At 67.6% G+C, this 18,575-nt stretch carries 25 protein-coding genes and 1 tRNA gene; 11 read left to right on the forward strand and 15 right to left on the reverse strand.

Annotated elements, in window-relative coordinates:
* The first annotated feature begins 24 nt into the window (after positions 1-24).
* Positions 25-588 (forward strand): DUF2585 family protein, encoded by a 564-nt coding sequence (locus A7E77_RS01990; protein WP_078462327.1) that lies wholly within the window; start codon positions 25-27, stop codon positions 586-588.
* A 58-nt stretch (positions 589-646) separates the two neighbouring features.
* On the opposite strand, the gene A7E77_RS01995 is transcribed toward A7E77_RS01990, so the two are convergent.
* The 3 genes from A7E77_RS01995 to fumC form a co-directional block, all read right to left on the reverse strand.
* Positions 647-847: a hypothetical protein gene (locus tag A7E77_RS01995; RefSeq protein ID WP_017979342.1), complete on the reverse strand. Its 201-nt coding sequence runs from the start codon at positions 845-847 to the stop codon at positions 647-649.
* On the reverse strand, positions 844-1,059 hold the full coding sequence (locus tag A7E77_RS02000) for a hypothetical protein (RefSeq protein ID WP_063685550.1): 216 nt from the start codon (positions 1,057-1,059) through the stop codon (positions 844-846). Before A7E77_RS02000 ends, A7E77_RS01995 begins: the two co-directional genes overlap by 4 nt.
* A 79-nt stretch (positions 1,060-1,138) precedes the next feature.
* Entirely contained in the window at positions 1,139-2,527 is a 1,389-nt protein-coding gene (gene fumC / locus A7E77_RS02005) for a class II fumarate hydratase (protein ID WP_063685552.1), read from the reverse strand.
* Between the two features lie 61 nt (positions 2,528-2,588).
* Here fumC and A7E77_RS02010 point away from each other — a divergent pair, with 61 nt between their 5' ends.
* Positions 2,589-3,161, forward strand: coding sequence for a hypothetical protein (locus A7E77_RS02010; RefSeq protein WP_063685554.1), 573 nt, complete (start codon positions 2,589-2,591; stop codon positions 3,159-3,161).
* 51 nt (positions 3,162-3,212) lie between these two features.
* On the opposite strand, the gene A7E77_RS02015 is transcribed toward A7E77_RS02010, so the two are convergent.
* Positions 3,213-4,010, reverse strand: a complete 798-nt coding sequence (locus A7E77_RS02015) for a hypothetical protein (RefSeq protein ID WP_063685556.1) — start codon at positions 4,008-4,010, stop codon at positions 3,213-3,215.
* Positions 4,007-4,693 (reverse strand): hypothetical protein, encoded by a 687-nt coding sequence (locus A7E77_RS02020; protein ID WP_063685558.1) that lies wholly within the window; start codon positions 4,691-4,693, stop codon positions 4,007-4,009. Before A7E77_RS02020 ends, A7E77_RS02015 begins: the two co-directional genes overlap by 4 nt.
* A 91-nt stretch (positions 4,694-4,784) precedes the next feature.
* On the opposite strand from A7E77_RS02020, the gene A7E77_RS02025 reads away from it, so the two are divergent.
* Positions 4,785-5,156: a hypothetical protein gene (locus A7E77_RS02025; RefSeq protein ID WP_226341809.1), complete on the forward strand. Its 372-nt coding sequence runs from the start codon at positions 4,785-4,787 to the stop codon at positions 5,154-5,156.
* Positions 5,157-5,168: 12 nt separating this feature from the next.
* Here A7E77_RS02025 and A7E77_RS02030 read toward each other — a convergent pair whose 3' ends face one another.
* The 6 genes from A7E77_RS02030 to A7E77_RS02055 all read right to left on the reverse strand — a co-directional run bounded on the left by A7E77_RS02030 (position 5,169) and on the right by A7E77_RS02055 (position 8,166).
* Entirely contained in the window at positions 5,169-5,633 is a 465-nt protein-coding gene (locus tag A7E77_RS02030) for a hypothetical protein (RefSeq protein ID WP_063685562.1), read from the reverse strand.
* Positions 5,634-5,733: 100 nt separating this feature from the next.
* Positions 5,734-5,810, reverse strand: a tRNA-Arg gene (locus A7E77_RS02035).
* A gap of 44 nt (positions 5,811-5,854) precedes the next feature.
* Positions 5,855-6,286, reverse strand: coding sequence for a DUF1178 family protein (locus A7E77_RS02040; RefSeq protein WP_063685564.1), 432 nt, complete (start codon positions 6,284-6,286; stop codon positions 5,855-5,857).
* A complete protein-coding gene (locus A7E77_RS02045) occupies positions 6,283-7,104 on the reverse strand; it encodes a carbon-nitrogen hydrolase family protein (RefSeq protein ID WP_063685566.1) in 822 nt (273 codons plus the stop codon). Before A7E77_RS02045 ends, A7E77_RS02040 begins: the two co-directional genes overlap by 4 nt.
* A 10-nt stretch (positions 7,105-7,114) precedes the next feature.
* Positions 7,115-7,372: a glutaredoxin 3 gene (gene grxC / locus A7E77_RS02050; RefSeq protein WP_017979352.1), complete on the reverse strand. Its 258-nt coding sequence runs from the start codon at positions 7,370-7,372 to the stop codon at positions 7,115-7,117.
* A 32-nt stretch (positions 7,373-7,404) separates the two neighbouring features.
* Positions 7,405-8,166: a ComF family protein gene (locus A7E77_RS02055; RefSeq protein ID WP_063685568.1), complete on the reverse strand. Its 762-nt coding sequence runs from the start codon at positions 8,164-8,166 to the stop codon at positions 7,405-7,407.
* A gap of 42 nt (positions 8,167-8,208) precedes the next feature.
* Here A7E77_RS02055 and A7E77_RS02060 point away from each other — a divergent pair, with 42 nt between their 5' ends.
* Entirely contained in the window at positions 8,209-9,051 is an 843-nt protein-coding gene (locus tag A7E77_RS02060; protein WP_063685570.1) for a methyltransferase domain-containing protein, read from the forward strand.
* Positions 9,052-9,107: 56 nt separating this feature from the next.
* Here A7E77_RS02060 and A7E77_RS02065 read toward each other — a convergent pair whose 3' ends face one another.
* From A7E77_RS02065 to folE, 3 genes are read right to left on the reverse strand one after another with little or no spacing between them, the layout of a single operon-like run.
* A complete protein-coding gene (locus tag A7E77_RS02065) occupies positions 9,108-9,458 on the reverse strand; it encodes a dihydroneopterin aldolase (protein WP_063685572.1) in 351 nt (116 codons plus the stop codon).
* Entirely contained in the window at positions 9,455-10,210 is a 756-nt protein-coding gene (locus A7E77_RS02070) for an SDR family oxidoreductase (RefSeq protein WP_063685574.1), read from the reverse strand. Before A7E77_RS02070 ends, A7E77_RS02065 begins: the two co-directional genes overlap by 4 nt.
* Positions 10,210-10,836 carry a GTP cyclohydrolase I FolE gene (gene folE / locus A7E77_RS02075; RefSeq protein WP_043060083.1) on the reverse strand — a complete coding sequence of 209 codons (627 nt, stop codon included), beginning with the start codon at positions 10,834-10,836 and terminating at the stop codon, positions 10,210-10,212. Before folE ends, A7E77_RS02070 begins: the two co-directional genes overlap by 1 nt.
* Positions 10,837-11,057: 221 nt before the next feature.
* Between folE and A7E77_RS02080 the strand changes: the two genes are divergently transcribed.
* From A7E77_RS02080 to A7E77_RS02090, 3 genes are all read left to right on the forward strand, one after another.
* Positions 11,058-14,018 (forward strand): TonB-dependent receptor, encoded by a 2,961-nt coding sequence (locus A7E77_RS02080; RefSeq protein ID WP_017979358.1) that lies wholly within the window; start codon positions 11,058-11,060, stop codon positions 14,016-14,018.
* Positions 14,019-14,092: 74 nt separating this feature from the next.
* A complete protein-coding gene (locus A7E77_RS02085) occupies positions 14,093-14,296 on the forward strand; it encodes a DUF2945 domain-containing protein (protein WP_024310300.1) in 204 nt (67 codons plus the stop codon).
* A 47-nt stretch (positions 14,297-14,343) separates the two neighbouring features.
* Entirely contained in the window at positions 14,344-14,604 is a 261-nt protein-coding gene (locus tag A7E77_RS02090; RefSeq protein ID WP_043060084.1) for an SWIB/MDM2 domain-containing protein, read from the forward strand.
* An 859-nt stretch (positions 14,605-15,463) separates the two neighbouring features.
* Here the strand turns inward: A7E77_RS02090 and A7E77_RS02095 are convergent.
* A complete protein-coding gene (locus A7E77_RS02095) occupies positions 15,464-15,949 on the reverse strand; it encodes an SspB family protein (protein WP_063685576.1) in 486 nt (161 codons plus the stop codon).
* A gap of 102 nt (positions 15,950-16,051) precedes the next feature.
* Here A7E77_RS02095 and hisB point away from each other — a divergent pair, with 102 nt between their 5' ends.
* From hisB to hisA, 4 genes are all read left to right on the forward strand, one after another.
* Positions 16,052-16,639 carry an imidazoleglycerol-phosphate dehydratase HisB gene (gene hisB, locus A7E77_RS02100; protein WP_043060085.1) on the forward strand — a complete coding sequence of 196 codons (588 nt, stop codon included), beginning with the start codon at positions 16,052-16,054 and terminating at the stop codon, positions 16,637-16,639.
* The gene (locus tag A7E77_RS02105) at positions 16,636-16,956 is read left to right on the forward strand and encodes a YciI family protein (protein WP_063685578.1); all 321 of its coding nucleotides are present in this window, start codon (positions 16,636-16,638) and stop codon (positions 16,954-16,956) included. Before hisB ends, A7E77_RS02105 begins: the two co-directional genes overlap by 4 nt.
* Entirely contained in the window at positions 16,953-17,558 is a 606-nt protein-coding gene (gene hisH / locus A7E77_RS02110; protein WP_063685580.1) for an imidazole glycerol phosphate synthase subunit HisH, read from the forward strand. Before A7E77_RS02105 ends, hisH begins: the two co-directional genes overlap by 4 nt.
* A gap of 166 nt (positions 17,559-17,724) precedes the next feature.
* Positions 17,725-18,459, forward strand: a complete 735-nt coding sequence (gene hisA / locus A7E77_RS02120; protein WP_063685584.1) for a 1-(5-phosphoribosyl)-5-[(5-phosphoribosylamino)methylideneamino]imidazole-4-carboxamide isomerase — start codon at positions 17,725-17,727, stop codon at positions 18,457-18,459.
* The last annotated feature ends 116 nt before the right edge of the window (positions 18,460-18,575 follow it).

Consider the following 18,575-nt stretch of genomic DNA (forward strand, 5'->3'; position numbering starts at 1 on the left):
GTAGCCGCGGGCCGGGCGTCAAGCGTGGGCGCATGGTTGGCGGCGAAAAGTGGCTGGCTGATCGCCGCCGTGCTGGTGCTGACCGCCACGACATTGTTCGTCATGGGCCGCTCGCCGATCTGCCCCTGCGGCCGAATCACGCTGTGGCATGGGGCGGTACAATCCGACCAGAACAGCCAGCAGATCGCCGATTGGTACAGCCTCAGCCATATCGTCCACGGTCTGCTCTTCTACGCGGCGGGCTGGCTGGCGCTGCGCCGCTGGCCATGGACCGCCCGGCTCGTCCTGGCCGTGGCGATCGAATCGGGTTGGGAAATCCTCGAAAACTCGCCACTCATCATCGATCGCTATCGCAGCGTGACGATGGCCTGGGGTTATAGCGGCGACAGCATCCTCAATTCGCTCAGCGACATCGGCTGCATGATGCTGGGGTTCGCCATCGCGCGGCGTCTGCCCTGGTGGGCGAGCGCGGTACTGGTCGTGCTGCTGGAATTGGTGGCGCTGGTCGCGATCCGCGACAATCTGACGCTCAACCTCATCATGCTGATCGCGCCGGTCGAGGCGATCCGGCAGTGGCAGATGGGTTAGCGGCAGCCCGTATGAAGCGTGACCCCTGCGATATCGCCGGGGCCACACCAACCCTCGATCAGATCTGGCCGCGCGCCGCCTTGCGACGATCATAGGCCTTCTTGGCGACATAGCCGCCGCCCAGGATCATGCCGAGCGGCCCCATGCGCCGCATCGCGCCCATCGCCAGCGCACCGATCGCCGCACCCTTCAGGCCGCTGTCGCCGTTGCGGCGCTCGACTTCGCGACCCACCAATGCACCGATAATCTTGCCGATCATGCTTCCACCTTTCCGAAAACCTGGTCCTTCAGCTGCTCGGCGCTACGCAGCACCGCCCAGCCAACCGCGTAGGTCACCGCCAGCGGGAGCACGACCTTCAGCACGTTCGCGGTGACGGCGCCGATGATCGCGCCGTCCGCGACGCTGTCGTCATCGCCCGAGATCGAATCGATTGCCGCGCCGATCAGCGCGCCCGTGGTCGTCGTACTCACGCCATGCCCTTCGTGGTTGTTACGCCCCCAGCAAGCGCGCGAACCACGGGGAAGTTCCGCGGCGGACCCGTCCGGCCGCTCAGCGACCGATCATCGTCTCCGGACGCACCAGCCGGTCGAACGTCTCGGCATCGACCAGTCCCAACTCCAGCCCCGCCTCTTTCAGCGTCTGGCCGTGCTGATGGGCGTGCTTGGCGATCTTGGCGGCATTGTCATAGCCGATTTCGGGCGCCAGCGCCGTCACCAGCATCAGCGACCGGTCGAGCAGTTCGGCGATGCGCGCGCGATTGGCAGTCATCCCCTCCACCGTCCGCTCGGCGAAGCTGGTCATGCCGACGCTGAGCAGCGCGATCGAGCGCAGCACGTTGGCGCCGATCAGCGGCTTGAAGACATTGAGCTCCATGTGGCCCTGCAGGCCGCCGACGGTGACGGCGACGTTGTTGCCCATCACCTGCGCCGCGACCATGGTCAGCATCTCGGCCTGCGTCGGATTGACCTTGCCCGGCATGATCGAGCTGCCCGGTTCGTTGGCGGGCAGTTCCAGCTCGCCCAGGCCCGACCGCGGGCCGGAGCCGAGCAGCCGGATATCGTTGGCGATCTTGGTCAGCGCCACCGCGAGCACGTTAAGCGCGCCGTGCAGATCGACCAGGCCGTCGTTGCTGGCCAGCGCCTCGAACTTGTTCGGCGCGGTGACGAACGGCAGGCCAGTGAGGCCGGCGATCTCCGCCGCCACCTCTTCCGCAAAGCCGCCGGGCGCGTTCAGGCCGGTGCCGACCGCCGTGCCGCCCTGCGCCAGCGGCATGATGTTGCGGTCCAATGTGCCGGCGATCCGGTCGCGCGCATTGGCGATCTGCTGCGCATAGCCCGAAAACTCCTGCCCCAGCGTCAGCGGCGTCGCGTCCTGCAAATGCGTGCGGCCGATCTTCACCAGATCGCGCCATTCGACCGCCTTGGCGTCGAGTGCCGCATGCAGCCGGTCGAGCGCCGGGTAGAGCTGCTGCGTCACCGCCAGTGCGGCGGCGACGTGCAGTGCGGTGGGGAAGCTGTCGTTCGAGGACTGGCCGCGGTTGACGTCGTCATTGGGGTGGACGGGCGTCTTGCCACCGCGCGTGCCTGCCAGCGCCTCGTTGGCGTGGCCGGCAATCACCTCGTTGACGTTCATGTTCGATTGCGTGCCGCTGCCCGTCTGCCAGACGACGAGCGGGAACTGGTCATCGAGGTCGCCCGCGACGATCGCCGCCGCCGCTGCCTCGATCGCATCCGCCTTGTGCGCGTCCAGCCCATGTCGCCGGTTCACGCGCGCCGCCGCCTGCTTCACGATGGCGAGCGCGTGGGCGATCTCCACCGGCATCCGCTCGCGTGGGCCGAAGGGGAAATTCTCCAGGCTGCGTTCGGTCTGGGCGCCCCAATAGGCGTCGGCGGGAACCTCGATCGGTCCGATCGAATCGGTTTCGGTGCGCGTGGTCATGCGGCTCCAATTCGTCAGACAAGCGCTTGTTGCAAGACAGGGGATGTGCCAATTTTGCGACATGCTGATTATTGCCCTGATCGCGCAGGCCGCGCTCGCCGCCGGCCCCTGCCATTACGACCGCGCCGCGATGCTGGCGCTCGATCAGGCGGCGTTCGATCAGGACATGACCGGCGGCTGGCGCAAGCTGGAACAGAACGGGTGCGAGGCAGAGGCCGCCGACCTGATCCGTGACTGGCGGATCGCGCACAAGGCGCAGGATACCATCCTGTTCTGGCACGAGGGGCAGCTGCGCGCCGACATCGGCCAGACCGCGCAGGCGATCGCGCTCTTCCGTCAATCGTACAAGCCGGCGGCGAAGGACCGCATCGGCTGGAACCACTATGTCGACGGCACGATCGCCTTTCTCGATCACGACCGCGCCGCCTTCGATGCCGCCCGGGCGCGCCTCGCGGCCTTGCCGCAGCCGGCCGGGTTTGCGTTCAACGGCCCGGACGGCAAGCCGCTGCCGATCCGCTGGCCGCTCAACATGAATGTCTTCGAAGGCTTCGACCGCTGCTGGGGCCAGCCCTATAAGGCGGCCTATGCCTGCGCGACCCCGATGCGGGTCGTCCACGTCCCCGACCGCAAATAGCGTTCGGTCTAGCGGCCGGAGCCGCTCCGGCGATAAATCAGGCCCGAAGCGTCAGGCCCGCAGCGTCATGTGCGGGGCGACCTCCGCCAGCAGCTGCGCGACCGTTTCAATGTCGTCGCGCGCCGCGATAGCGATCGTCGATCCGTCGCTGCCGTCTTCCAGCGAGACGATGGCATAGCCGGCTTCGGCAAGGCTGGCAGGATCGATCGTGTCCACCGATCGCACCCGTGCCGCCGCGAGCCGCTGCCGGGCGATCTCCTGCACGAGTTCGTCGACCGTCTCTTCCTTCCAGTCGACCAGCGCGACCCACCCCTCTTCGCTGAGCAGTTCGAGGAAGGAGTCGATCCGCATCGACTCCGACGTATCCTCCTGATCGACGAAGAAGCCCTCGCGCAGCCGCCGCCGCGCGCTGGCGAGCGACCGGCCGGACAGTCGATGGTACAGCTCGGCGAACTGCCGTTGCCACAGCGGGGTCCGTGGACCCGGCTCCGTCGGGGTGACATCGGGCAGGACCTGCTCGGCCCACGTCATCAGCGCGGACAGGAATTTTTCCTGCCGGACGGTCAGCTCGTCGGTCTCGCGTCGCCCTTCGAGATGGTGCAGCACGACGACGGGCTCGCGGCCGAACGGGAAGCCGATCCGGAACCGGGCATGCAGCAACGCCCGACCCGTCACGTCGGATCGCAGCCCCACCTTCAGGCGCAGCTCTGCTTTGCCCCGCTTGCGCGAACAGTCGGCGAAACGCCCCGTGTCCTGCGCCTTCAACGACTTCCCAACCGGACAATAGCCGATCAGGTCGAGCACCCGACGCGCGTAGCGATCGGCGAGGTCGGACGGAGCGTCGGTCATTGCGGCGGGACGACCGCGCCGACATCGTCGGCGACGGCACGGCTCGCATCCGCCGCCATACCCGACGCCCGACGCGCGACCGCCAGGAATTCCGCTTCCGACACCGGGGCATAGTTGCAGCCGACGAACAGGCTGTCGGCCGGCGGCGGCGGCGGCGGCGGTGCCTTCGCCCCGAACGCCTTGGCCAGCAACGCAGCGGTGGCATTGCCCGTCGGCGCGAACGCCCCCAGCATCGGGCCGCTCTTGGGATCGACGAAGCGATAATATTGCTCGGTGATCGCGATCGGCGCGCGCTTTAGCCCGTGCGCCGCGATAAACGCCTCGGCGACCTTGCGCGGCCACAGCGTCACGATCCAGTTGTCGAGGAAGTAGACGCGATCGACGCGCTGCCCCATCAGCGATGCTGGCGTCGTCAGCGTATAGCCTTCGATGCCCAGCATGCCTTCGGTCGCCGTGTCGGGGGCGCCCTCCTTCATCCAGGCGGGGATTTTCGGGTCGAGGAACAGCCCGTTGGCAAAGGCCTCCAGCGCGTCGCGCGACCGGCAGGACAGCGCATCGCTCAGCAGCTCCGGCGTCAGCGCGGCCGGTGCGTCGGCCGGCACGGGCTCGGCCTGCGCTTCGGCATTAGGCGGCAGGGACAGCGTCAGCACGAGCGGCAGGACGAAGGACATGCGGCGGATCATGACGCGTGTCTGCCAGCGGAGGCCAACGGGATCAATGGTCAGAATCGGACAGGCTTGACCCGCATCGCGCGCGCCGTCACCTGTCGGGGGCATGAGAGTGATCCTGTCCCTGACGCTCGCCTTCGTCCTCGCCCTGGCGGGGACCGGTATCGCGAGGGCGATCGACCCCGGCGTCTTCGGCTCCTGTTTCGAAGGGGCGTGCGGCTATGCGGCGATGCTCGTCGCGCTGCTCGGCACGCTGCTCCTCGCGCCGGTCCTGTGGATCGGGCTGGGCCGCGCAGGGCCGCTCAGCCGGCTGTTGCTCGGCGCGATCCTGTTCGCGCTGATTGGTGGGTTTCTTCTGACGCCGCTGCTGTGGATCGCCGGCCTCGCCGCCTTCGCTTATGCCATCGTCCGGTCGATCCGCCGCGCCCGTGCGGAGGGGCGCACGACCCGCGATCTGTTCATCCGACCCCGGACGTAGACCTTTTGCCGCTCAGATGGCGGTCGCCCGCTCTACGCGCAGCCCCATCGTGCCGGCCAGCGCCAGCAGCCGGTCCGTATCCGATCGGCGGACGATGACGACGTGCAGATTGTCGTCGAGACCGTTGTGCCACGACACCACTTCCCATGCAGTCGGCCGCGCGAGCAATTGCGCGTCGAGCCACGCGAAATAGTCCTTCGAGAGCACCTTTTCTTGATCCTCGCGATAGGGAAACGGCGGCAGCGGCTCGGCGAATTCGTCGCTGATCAGCTCGTGCAGCTCATCGATCTTGTCGCCGATCAGGAAGAACTCGCCCAGCGTCATCTCGACCACCAGCTGCCGGATCTCCTCGGGATCGTAATCGCGCAGCCAGTCTTCGGGGTCGGTCACCGCCGCGTCCACTTCCGCCGCTTTCTCGCGCACGGCATCGTCGTCGAGCGCCCCGGCGCTCAGCAGCCTGACGATCTCGGTGTACATTGCGCCTGCTCCTGCCGTCGAACCGCAGGCAGGCATAAAAGCGTCCGTTCCGGATGGAAAGCGGCTATTCGCAACACGGGCCGTCCGCGACCGGCAGCGATGGTGACCCCGGCGCGATTCGAACGCGCGACCTACAGATTAGGAATCTGGCGCTCTATCCTGCTGAGCTACGGGGCCACTGCCTCGCCTGATACCGGTGCGCGGGCGCAGGGTCCAGCCCGTCAGTTCGCCTCTTCGGGCGGCCGCACGGGTAGCGGCAGCGGCGCGATCGGCACGCCCTCCTCCACCAGTGCCTTCGCCTCGGCGAGGCTCGCCTGGCCATGGATGGCGCTCACCGTCTCTTCGCCGTCGTGCATCGCCCGCGCGCGCGTCGCAAAGTCGCGCCCGACCCATTGCGACCCCTCCAGCGCCTTGGCCTGCAATCCCGCCAGTTCGCGCAGCGCCGCCTTCACGACATCGGGCGACGGCGCCGCTTCGCGCGTGTTGCCCTTGGCCGGGATGCCCGGCGCCATCACCGCCTTGCCCACCCCGGTCGTGCCGCACATCGGGCAGACGACATGGCCCGCGGATCGCTGCGTTTCATAGGCCACGCTCGATTGGAACCACGCCTCGAATACATGGCCGCCATCGCAGCGCAAGTCGAAGACGATCACGCCCGGACCACCGGCGGAATGGGCCGATGATGCTGCAACACCGGCATGCGCCCCCGCACATCGGCGACGCGCGCTGGATCGACCTCGGCAAAGCCCAGCCCGCGCGCCTCGCCCATGTCGAGCAACACGTCACCCCAGGGATCGACGACCAGCGAATGGCCATAGGTCGCGCGGCCGTCCGCATGCGCCCCCGCCTGCGCCGCAGCGACGACGAAACACCCCGTCTCGATCGCGCGGGCGCGGAGCAGCGCATGCCAGTGCGCCGCGCCGGTCGGACGCGTGAACGCCGCCGGGATCGACAGCATTGTCGCGCCCGCCTGCGCCAGCGTGGCATACAGACCGGCAAACCGCAGATCGTAACAGATCGACAGCCCCATGCCGCCCAGCGGCGTATCCACCACCATCGCGGTGTCGCCCGGCGCATAGCTCGCCGATTCGCGCCAGCTCTCGCCCGTCGGCAGATCCGCGTCGAACAGGTGGAGCTTGTCATAGCGCGCGCGGATCGCGCCCGTATCGTCGATCACGAAGCTGCGATTGGCGAGCCGTCCGTCGTCACGCAGGATCGCCAGCGACCCCAGCTGCACCCAGATCCCCGCCTTCGCCGCCGCCTCGCGCACCGTCGCCAGCACGGGGTCGTCGCCCTCGGCATGGATCGACGCGGCCGCCCGCGCGCGATCGCGATCCAGCAGCCCCGCCATCTCGGGCGCGAAGACCATGCCCGCGCCGTTCGCCTTGGCCGCGGCGATGCCGTGGCGCAGGTCCGCGGCGTTGACGGCGGGGTCGATCCCGCTCGTCATCTGCAACAGCGCGATCAGCACGGGGGTGACGTCAGCCGGCGAGCAGCGGATCGAGCCCGCCGCGCGCGTCGAGCGCCGCCAGATCGTCCGACCCGCCGATATGCGCGCCGTCGATGAACACCTGCGGCACGGTGGTGCGCCCGTTGGCGCGCTGGATCATCTCTTGCCGCTGCGGGCCGCCCATCGTGATGTCATATTCCACCGGCTCGACGCCCTTGTCGGCCAGCAGCCGCATCGCGCGCGAGCAATAGGGGCAGAATGCCTTGGTGTAGATTTCGACCTTTGCCATGCCTGTGGAGGTGTGATGCGACGGCGGTCTTGTCAATCGTCGCTCTCCGCGATCACCCGCGCCCAGCACAGGATCGTCACCGATGCCGCCCCCGCGCGCAGCAGCACTTCCGTGCAGGCGTCCGTCGTCGCGCCGCTGGTGTAGACGTCGTCGACCAGCCCGATATGCAGCCCGCGCACCCGCGCCGGGTCGGGCACCGCAAAGGCCCCCTTCACCGCCCGCGCCCGCGCCTTGCGTCCCATGCCGCGCAGCGCCGCGGTCCGCCGCCGCCGGGTCAGCGCGAAGGGATCGTGCCGCAGCCCCGTCTCGCGCGCCAGCGCCGCCGCGATCAGCCCGGCCTGGTTGTAGCCGCGCGACCACAGCCGCCAGCGATGCAGCGGCACCGGCACCAGCAGATCGACGTCGGCGGGCACCAGCGGCGCGATCCGCTGCGCCATCGTCGTCGCGATCCCCATCCGCCCGCCATATTTCAACCGCAGGGCCAACTGCCGCGCGATCGGGCCATAAGCGACCGCCGCCCGCACCCCGCGGTGGCGCGGCGGATCGGCAAGGCAGGCCGCGCATTGCACGCCCTCCCCCATCGCATGCGTGAAGGGCAGGTTGCAGGTCGCGCACCACGGCGGCCCGATCAGGTGCAGGCTGCTCCAGCAGGCGGCACAGAAGCGGTGGTCCGCCGCCACCGGCTCGCCGCATCCCGGACAGCGCGGCGGCAGCGCCTGCGCGACCAGCGCCCCGACGACGCCCGCCAGCCCCTTCCAGGCGGACGCGGCGATGCGTGGCGCAAATCGGCTCATGCCCGCTTGTCGCCCGGCCGTCCGAAAGGCACAAGCCGGCGCGTGACCAGTCCCGCCCCCAATGCCATTTTCGACGCCGCGGCCCGCCGCCGCCGCCGCGACCGCGCCGCTGCGGGCGACTATGCCGCCCACGCCTTCCTGCGCGAGACGATGGTCGACGGGCTGCTCGAACGCCTCGCCGCGGTGAAGCGCGATTTCGCCGACGTGCTCGATGTCGGCGCCAGCGACACCGCGCTCATGGTGCCCGGCGCACGGGTGGCGCGGATGGACCCCGGCTTCGCCTTCGCGCGCGCCAGCGGCGGCGTGCAGGCGGACGAAGACCGCCTGCCCTTCGCCGACGCCAGTTTCGATGCGGTGCTCAGCGCCGGCGTGCTCGACCAAGTCAACGACCTGCCCGGCGCTTTGTCGCTGATCCGCCGCACGTTGCGGCCCGATGGCGTGTTCCTCGGCGCTTTCCTCGGCGCCGGCAGCCTGCCCGCGCTCCGCGCCGCGTTCCGCGCGGCGGAGGGCGATCGGCCCGCTCCCCGCCTGCACCCGCAGATCGACGTCCGTTCGGCGGGCGACCTGCTCGTCCGCGCCGGCCTGACCCTGCCGGTCGCCGACGTCGAGACGCTCGACGTGCGCTATGCGAGCTTCGGCCGGCTGCTCGACGATCTGCGCGGCAGTGCGCTGGGCAATATCCTGACCGCGCGCACCGGCATGACCCGCGGCACGCTCGCCCGCGCCGCCGCCGCCTTCGCCGAGGCGGCGGGGCCAGACGGCCGCACGACGGAGCGCTTCTCGATCGTCTTCCTCACCGGCTGGGCCCCCGACGCCTCGCAGCCCCAACCCGCCCGCCGGGGCAGCGCCACCGCCAGCCTCGCGGCAGCCTTGAAGACGCCCTGATCCTCTTATGCTCCGTCACCCCGGACTTGATCCGGGGTGACGGGGGTAGGCCGCCCCTACCGCCCCCGTTCGATCTCGCAGCCCACCGCAGCGTCGGGGTACACATCCAGCTTCATCGAGCGCACGCGCACCTGCCGCACGCGCGGATCGGCAAGGCACAGTGCCGCCACCGCATCGACCAGCGTCTCCTGCAACGCAAAGCCCGGCCCATCGGCCAGCCGCCGGATTCCATCGCGCACGAAATCGTAATCGAGCACTTCCTCGATCCGGTCGGCGCTGGGCGGCGCGGCATAATCCACCGTCATCCACACCGACAGGCGCACGCGCTGCGGCTCGGCCTCGTGCGGGTGGATGCCGAGGCGCATCGCCACCTCCAGCCCGTCGAGGATCGTGGTGTAGACGCTCATGCCTCATCCCCGAACATCACGTCGCGCGCGCTGGGCACGAACCGCTGGCCGGCGTCGACGTACAGCGTCTGGCCGGTGACGCTACGCGCGCCGAGCAGATACACGACCGCCGCCGCGACATTGTCCGCCCCCACCGGATGGCGCAGCAGATTGTCGGATGCGACCGCGGCGAAGTCCGCCTCGCTCTGCCCACCGCTCGGCAGCGTGATCCCCGGTGCCACCGCATTCACCCGCACGCGCGGGCTCAGCGCCTGCGCCAGCATCGTCGTCGCCCCGGCGAGCGCATATTTGCTCAGGCTATAGCTGAAGAAATCGGGGTTCGGATTGGCGAGCTTCTGGTCGAGCAGATTGACCACCGCCCCCTCCGCAACATCATCCTGCGCCGCGAGCGCGCTCGCCAAAATCGCCGGCGTCACCGCATTGATCGCATGCAGTCGGGCCGCGAGGTCTGCATCGATCGCCTCGGGCCGGTCGAACTCAAACGCCGACGCACTGTTCACCAGCGCCGCGATCGGCCCGCCCGCCGCCGCACGGGCGCGTGCGAACAGCGCCGCCGCCTGCGACGGATCGGACAGGTCGCCCTGCACCACCGCACCGCCCAGTTCCCCCGCCAGCGCACGCGCGTCATCAGCGGACCGGCCGTAATGGATCACCACGCGCCATCCGGCGGCGGCGCAGGCGCGGGCGATACACGCGCCCAGCCGCTTGCCGCCGCCCGTGACCAGCACCTGCCCCAGCGCCGGGCCGGCCATCAGCTGCGCAGGCCCATCAGCGACAGCACCTCCTTGCGGCTGCGCTCGTCGTCGCGGAACACGCCCATCATCCGGCTCGTCACCATCGACACGCCGGGCGTGCGCACGCCGCGCGCGGTCATGCAGGCGTGGCTCGCCTCGATCACCACCGCGACACCCTGCGGGCGCAAATTCTGCCAGATGCAATCGGCGACTTCCGCGGTCAGCCGCTCCTGCACCTGCAACCGCCGGGCAAAGCCGTGCAGCACGCGCGCGAGCTTGCTGATTCCGACGACATGATCCTTGGGCAGATAGGCGATATGCGCCTTGCCGATGATCGGCGCCATGTGATGCTCGCAATGCGACTGGAAGGGAATGTCCTTCAGCAGCACGATCTCGTCATAGCCGCCGACCTCTTCGAACACGCGCGACAGGTGATGCGCGGGATCGTCACCATAGCCGGCGCAATATTCGCGCCATGCCTTGGCGACGCGGCGCGGCGTGTCGACCAGCCCTTCGCGCGTGGGATCGTCGCCTGCCCAGCGGATCAGCGTGCGGATCGCCTCCGCCACATCCTGGGGGATCGCAGCCTCGGCCGCGGAGCCGACCAGATCCCCGTCGTCCGGTGCCGCGTGATCGTGTGACATTCCATACCCTTTCAGCCAACAGGCTCATCGCTGCGGTGCAGCAAACCTTACGTTCAATTTAGCAACTTATCGTGGTGATCGCCGCGGCCCCGCATACGGCAGTTTCCCGCTGTACAAAACGTTTGACGACGACGAAATTCCGACGCTAACTCCACCATACCGAAGACTGGAAACCGCTCTACCGGCGCAAGACCGGATGGCGACAGGGAGACGAGGCCATCATGAAGAAATTCGAACTGCTTGCCGCATCCGCCCTCGCCATGACGGCCGCCATGCCCGCCGCCGCACAGACGGGCGCTACCACGTCCGCGCAGAATACGGCACCCACCAACGGACCCGGACAGGAAGCGACCTCGGCGCAGAGCATCGATCCCAATGCCGCCTCCGCCGATACGGGCATCCAAGACATCGTCGTCACCGCGCAGCGTCAGTCGCAGCGGTTGCAGGACGTGCCGATCGCGGTCAGCGCCTTCTCCGCCGACAACATCGAAAAGCAGCAGATCGTCAACCCGATCGCGCTGCAACAGTCGCTGCCCAGCATCACCTTCACGAAAACGGGCTATACGACCTCCAGCTTCACGATCCGCGGCATCGGCGACCTGTGCGTCGGCGTAACGTGCGATCAGGCGACGGCGATCCACGTCAACGACATGCCGCTCGCCACCACCCGCCTGTTCGAAAGCGAATTCTTCGACCTCGAACGCGTCGAAGTGCTGCGCGGGCCGCAGGGCACGCTGTTCGGCCGCAACGCGACGTCGGGCGTCGTCAACTTCATCACCGCCAAGCCCGATCTCAGCGGCGTCCATGCCGCGGGCGAATTCGAATATGGCAATTACGATTCGAAGCGCGCGAAGGCGATGTTCAACCTGCCGATCACCGACACGCTCGGCATCCGCGTCGCCGGCACGTATCTGAAGCGCGACGGCTATACCTTCAACACCTACGACAACAGCCGCATCGATGATCGCGACCTGTATGCGATCCGCGGCACGCTGTCGTGGGAGCCCTCGTCCGACACGCGCATCGACCTGATGGGCTATTATTTCCGCGAAAAGGACAATCGCAGCCGCATCCAGAAGCAGCTGTGCCATCGCGATCCGACCGGCGTGCTGGGCTGTCTGCCCGATACCAAGAGCTATGAGACGACCAACGGCCTCTCGACGCTCGCCGCGGTGCTGACCTCGACCGAATTCTTCAACGTCAACAACCCCGCGCTCGGCCGCTTCGCGCTGCAAAGCCTGTACGGCGCCGACCCCTATGCCGGTGTCGTCAACCCCGCCGACGTGCGCACCGTGCGGCTCGATTATCGTCCGACCTATTTCGCGGACGAAGAGCAGTATATGGTCAAGATCTTCCACGATTTTGGCCCGGTGAACCTCAACATCACCGGCGGCTATACCCGCAACTCGGTCGACAGCACGGTCGACTATAACCTCGCGGTCGAGGCGCCGCTGGCGAACAACGCCGGCCTCGCCAACCTCAACGCGCTGGGCCGCGCCGGATCGCCCTTCGCTTTCCTGAACGGCGTCCGCCAGACGCTGATCCCCAACGGGCCGGCCGGCGGCGTCTGCCAGTCGGCGGCGGATCCGAACAATGTCGGCGTGTACGGCGGCAATGCGATCGGCTGCTTCCCGCAGAGCCTCGATTTCGACCGCTCGCGCATCCAGAACCGCCAGTTCTCCGCCGAAGCGCACATCGACAGCAAGTTCGACGGCATGTTCAACTTCCTGCTGGGCGGCATTTATCTCGACAGCCTCAGCAAGAATAACGACTATTTCGTCAATGCCTTCGGCCTGGATTACGCGTCGGGCATCCTCGGTGCAGCCTCGTCGGCGGCGATCCCGGGCGTCGGCGGCAACGCCTTCCTGTCGACGCCCTTCTACCGCAACGATTCGCCGCGCTTCCGCCTGAAATCCTACGGCATCTTCGGCGAGACCTATTTCGAATTCAGCAAGCGCGCCAAGCTGACGCTGGGCCTGCGCTACAACCATGACGACAAGTTCGTGCAGGCGCGCAACCTCACGCTGAACGTCCTGACGCCGTACGGCGCGCAAGGCATTCAGAACGGCTTCAACTATGCGCAGGTCGATTTCGACCCGACGACGCCCGGCATCCAGGATTATGCGCGCCGCAACGTGTCGTTCGGCCGCCTGACCGGCCGCGCCGTGTTCGATTACAAGATCGACGACAACAAGCTGCTCTACGCCTCCTATTCGCGCGGCTATAAGTCGGGCGGCATCAACCCGCCGGTCGCCGCCACCTTCTCGGTGCCCACTACCTTCACGCCCGAACAGGTCGATGCGTTCGAAATCGGGTCGAAGAACACCTTCCTCAACGGCGCGCTGCGCCTCAACGTCACCGGCTTCTATTACAAGTACAAGGGGCTGCAGCTCAGCCGCATCGTCGCGCGCACCGCGGTGAACGACAATGTCGACGCCAATATCTACGGCCTGGAGGCCGAAGCCATCGTCGCGCCGATCCCGCGCTTCGTCGTCAACATGAACGCCAGCTACCTGCACACCGAAATCACCGGCAACAAGGCGCTGATCAACCCGCGCCTGCCCTCCGGCGGCCGCACCGACACCGTCATCATCAAGGATATCACCAACGCGTCCAATTGCGTCGTCATCCCCAATGCGGGCGGCGCGGCGGTGTCTAACGGCTTCGTCACCGCGGTGAACCGCGCGGTGGGCCTGCAGGGACCGACGGCGATCTCCGGCACCGGCACGACCGGCGCCTTCGGCATCTGCTCGGTGCTACAGGCGCAGGCCGCCGCGACGCAGACGCCGGTGACGGTTACCGATGGCGTGCCCGTCGGGCTGAACGGCAACAAGTTGCCGCAGGCGCCGATGTACAAATGGTCGGTGGGCGCGCAATATACGATGGACTTCGGCAGCGGCTGGAGCCTCGTGCCGCGTGCCGACCTCAACTACACCGGCAATTTTTCGGCCAGCGTGTTCAACATGAACGTCGATCGTGTGCCGGGCTATGAAGTCGTCAACGCGCAGGTGCAGCTCAACGCGCCCGACGACCGCTTCTACCTGCGCGCCTTCGTCCAGAACCTGACCAACAACAATGCGATCACCGGCCAGGCGGTCGCGGACCAGTCGTCGGGCCTGTACACCAACATCTTCACCATCGAACCGCGCCGCTACGGCGCGGCGGTCGGCTTCAAGTTCTGATCGCGCGGCGGGGCGAAGGCGCAACCCTTCGCCCCGCCGAGCGCTTGATCGCGCACCACGCAATGGAGGCGATCATGGCAGACCTGAAGAAGGGCGACGAAGTGACCTGGAAGAGCCACGGCGGCACCGCCCATGGCACGGTCGAGAAGAAGCAGACGAGCGACACGACGATCAAGGGGCACACCGTCCGCGCGTCGAAGGACGACCCGCAGTTCATTGTAAAGAGTGACAACGGCGGAAAGGCAGCGCACAAGGCGGACGCGCTCAAAAAGGCGTAACGTTTCAACGCCCCGGGCTGGACCGGGCGCAAACAGGAAGGAATGCGATGGCTACTGCACCCAAGACCGGCGGCATCCACGCCCCCGTGCAGCCGTCTCCCGAGCTGGGAGCGGTCGTCGGCAACGAGAAGCTGCCGCGCAGCCAGGTGATCAGCAAGGTGTGGGAATATATCAAGTCCAACAACCTGCAGAACCCCGAGAACAAGCGCGAGATCGTCGCCGACGAGAAGCTGAAGAAGGTCTTCGGCAAGGACAAGGTGACGATGTTCGAGATGAACAAGTACATCTCGCAGCACGTCAAGGCGTAACCCCGCCTTCCCCGAATCGGGAACATCGCGCCCTCATGCGGCCGGCGATGTTCCCGATCGTTTTGGATGTCGTGCCCGGCATTGCATAAGGTTGCCGACAATCGACCAGGCAATCCCGACATCGGGCACGATCACAACCTGGCCCAAATCGCCCCGTCACCCCGGACTGATCCCGGGTCCACCGGGCCGCAGATACGGTGCCTGCGAGAGGTACGCCCGCTCGGCCAGTTCGCCACACCCGCCTAAACCCCCCGCGCACGGAGACGTGAATCCGGAACAGGTCCGGGGGTGACGAGATGGGAAGGAAAGCCTCCGAACAAATCGAAAAGGCGGGCTAGAAAAGGTCTGCCTCATCCACGTCGGCAAACCGTCATCCCAGGACAGACTGGGATCTCCCGATAGAAGCGCGCGTCGATTGCCGCGTGAGACCCAGCCTCCGCTGAGGTGACGCGTCTACCCGAGGTCTATCGCAGCAAAAGAGACACCAGCCGCCGGCCGACATCACCGCCGACACCCGCGACCACGCGGACCGAGAACCGCCCGGTCAGCCCTCAGCGCGATCGCGCCGGAACGAACGGCAGGGCGATCACCGATGCGATGATCATCAACGCACCGGCCAGCACGTACAGATAGAAGCTCAACGGACGCATGGCTTACTGCTCCGCTGCGCCGATGGCGCGCGTCGTCGTCAGGATTGCCGAAACTGCACACGTCATGTCGATCTCCCGCCCCCGGAATACCGCCCATTAGCCATCAAATGTGGCCATAATTTTGCAGACCAGCACATGGGGACGGCCGGCGACGCGCACAACCCTGCCCGCCCCGCCCGCATTCGCACCCGACTAGCGCGCGAAGCGCCTCACTTCTTGCGCTTGAAATCCACGCTGACGACGTTCGACCCGTCTTCGGCCGGCGTGACGGTGGGGCCGTCGTTTTCCGCCTCGTCATGCGGTTCGGGGCCATCGTCCGGGCCCTCGGTCGCCTGGAAGCGCAGCTCGAAATTCACCGCCGGATCGTGGAAACCGGTGATCGCCGAATACGGGATGACCAGCTTCGACGGCACCTGATTGAACGACAGGCCGACCGAGAACTTTCGTTCGTCGACCAGCAGATCCCAATAGCGGTTCTGCAGGACGATCGTCATCTCGTCCGGAAAGCGTTCGATCAGCCGCTGCGGGATGTCGACGCCCGGCGCCTGCGTCTTGAACGTGATGTAGAAATGATGCTCGCCCGGCAGTCCGCCCGAATCGGCGACGGAGCCGAGCACGCGTCCGACGACGGCACGCAGCGCCTCCTGAACGATTTCGTCATAGGGGATCAGGCTATCGGGCAGGCCGTCGGTCATGGCCCCTTGGGTAGCGCGATCGGCGGCGGGGTCAAGCCGCCACGATGGCCCATGAAATTTGTGTGTGACGACGTGTACTCAACCGTCCTATGGGGCACGGCCATGCGCACCGCCACGATCAACCGCTCCACCGCCGAGACGCGGATCGACGTCACCGTCAACCTCGACGGCACCGGCGTCTACAGCATCAAGACCGGCATCGGCTTCCTCGATCACATGGTCGAACAGCTCAGCCGCCACGGCCTGATCGACATCGACCTCAAGGTGGAAGGCGACCTGCATATCGACGGCCATCACACCGTCGAGGATTCGGCGCTGGCGCTGGGCCAGGCGATCGCCAAGGCGCTGGGCGACAAGCGCGGCATCCGCCGCTACGGCGACGCCTTGAGCCCGATGGACGAGACGCTGACCCGCGTCGCGCTCGACATTTCGGGGCGGCCATGGCTGGTGTGGAAGTCGGGTTTCACGATGCAGCGGCTGGGCGAGCTCGACACCGAGCTGATCGAACACTGGTTCCACAGCTTCGCGCAGACCGCCGGGCTGACGCTCCACGTCGAAACTCTATACGGCAGCAACAACCACCATATCGTCGAGAGCGCGTTCAAGGGCCTGGCGCGCGCGCTGCGCACCGCGGTCGAGATCGATCCGCGCAAGAGCGACGCGATCCCGTCCACCAAGGGCGTGCTGTGAGCGAACCCTTCGCCCGCCCCGGCACGACGCTCTGCATCGTGTCGCTGACCTATGGCGTCGACATCGACGCGATCGACGCCGCGATGAGCGACCATGTCGACTGGCTGCGCGCTTGCTATGTCGAAGGGCGGCTGATCGCCTCGGGCCGCAAGCAGCCGCGCACCGGCGGCATCATCATCGCGATCGGCACGCGCGCGGAGGTGGAGGCGATGGTATCGCTCGACCCGTTCGTCGCACGCGGCCTCGCCACCGCCGAGATCACGCCCTTCACCGCCAGCATGGCCGCCCTGCCGCTCGAGGATATGCTGGCGTCATGAGCATCGCGCTGATCGATTACGGCGCGGGCAACCTCCATTCGGTCGAGAATGCCCTGCGCGCGGCCGGCGCGACCGACCTCGCCGTCACCGCCGACGCCGATGTTGTGGCGAAGGCCGACCGCATCGTCCTGCCCGGCGTCGGTGCGTTCGGCGCCTGTGCCAGCGCGTTGCGCGCCGTGCCCGGCATGGTCGAGGCGCTCGACCGCCGCGTGCGGGCAGAGGGCGCGCCCTTCCTGGGTGTTTGCGTCGGCATGCAGCTGATGGCCGACGTCGGCGAGGAAATGGGCGAGCATCGCGGCCTCGGCTGGATGCGCGGCCGCGTGCGGCGACTCGAGCCGGGTACGATGGACGCCAAAGTCCCGCACATGGGCTGGAACGACGTGGTTCCGACCGGGGACCACCCGCTCGTCCCCGCCGGCGAGGCCTATTTCCTGCACAGCTACGCCTATGAGGGCGAGGACGTGATCGCCACCAGCGACCACGCCGGCCCGATCACCGCCGCCATCGCCCGCGACACGATGCTGGGGCTGCAATTCCACCCCGAAAAGAGCCAGCGCTATGGCTTGGCGATGCTGGAGAGGTTTCTCGCATGGCGACCGTGATGCCATCCACTCCTCCCCGGCACGGGGAGGGGGACCGCTCGGCGTCAGCCGAGTGGTGGAGGGGGGCCGCCGCGCACGACCGCTTTTCCTACATGGGACATCCTATGCCGCACTCCCCCTCCACCATGCTGCGCATGGTCCCCCTCCCCGTTCCGGGGAGGATCTGATGACCCTCATCGTCTTCCCCGCCATCGACCTCAAGGGCGGCCAGGTCGTCCGCCTCGCCGAGGGCGATATGGACCGCGCCACCGTCTATGGCGACGATCCCGCCGCGCAGGCGATGCTGTTCGCCGATGCGGGCGCGCAGCACCTCCACGTCGTCGACCTAGACGGCGCCTTCGCCGGCGAATCGGTGAATGGCGAGGCGGTGCGCGGCATCGTCTCCGCCTTCCCAGGCCACGTCCAGCTGGGCGGCGGCATCCGCAACCGGGCCAGCGTCGAACGCTGGTTCGACCTCGGCGTCTCCCGCGTCGTCATCGGCACCGCCGCGCTGGAGGACCCCGATTTCGTCCGCGAAGCCGCGCGCGATTTCCCCGGCGGCATCGTCGTCGCGGTCGACGCCAAGGACGGCATGGTCGCGACCAAGGGCTGGGCGGACGTCTCGACGACGAGCGTTGTCGACCTCGCCCGCCGTTTCGAGGATGCCGGCGTGGCGTCGCTTCTGTTCACCGACGTCGGCCGCGACGGGCTGCTCAAGGGCTGCAACGTCGACGCGACGGTCGATCTCGCCCGCGCCGTCTCGATCCCCGTCATCGCCAGCGGCGGCGTGAAGGGCATCGACGACATCCATCTGCTCTCCATCCATGCCAAGGACGGCATCGAAGGCGTCATCACCGGCCGCGCGCTGTACGACGGACGGCTGGACCTTTCCGCGGCGCTGGCGGTCGCACAGGCGGCGTGATGATGTTCACGCGAAGACGCGAAGACGCTAAGAGGCCGCGCGCGTGGCCGCGTCTTTCCACCGCCGCAGGCGGCCAGCCGTCTCCCGATCGCGATTGCAGAGCGAATCGTGGTCAA

The sequence above is a fragment of the Sphingomonas sp. NIC1 genome, from assembly GCF_001638925.1.
GTDB lineage: Bacteria > Pseudomonadota > Alphaproteobacteria > Sphingomonadales > Sphingomonadaceae > Sphingomonas > Sphingomonas aquatilis.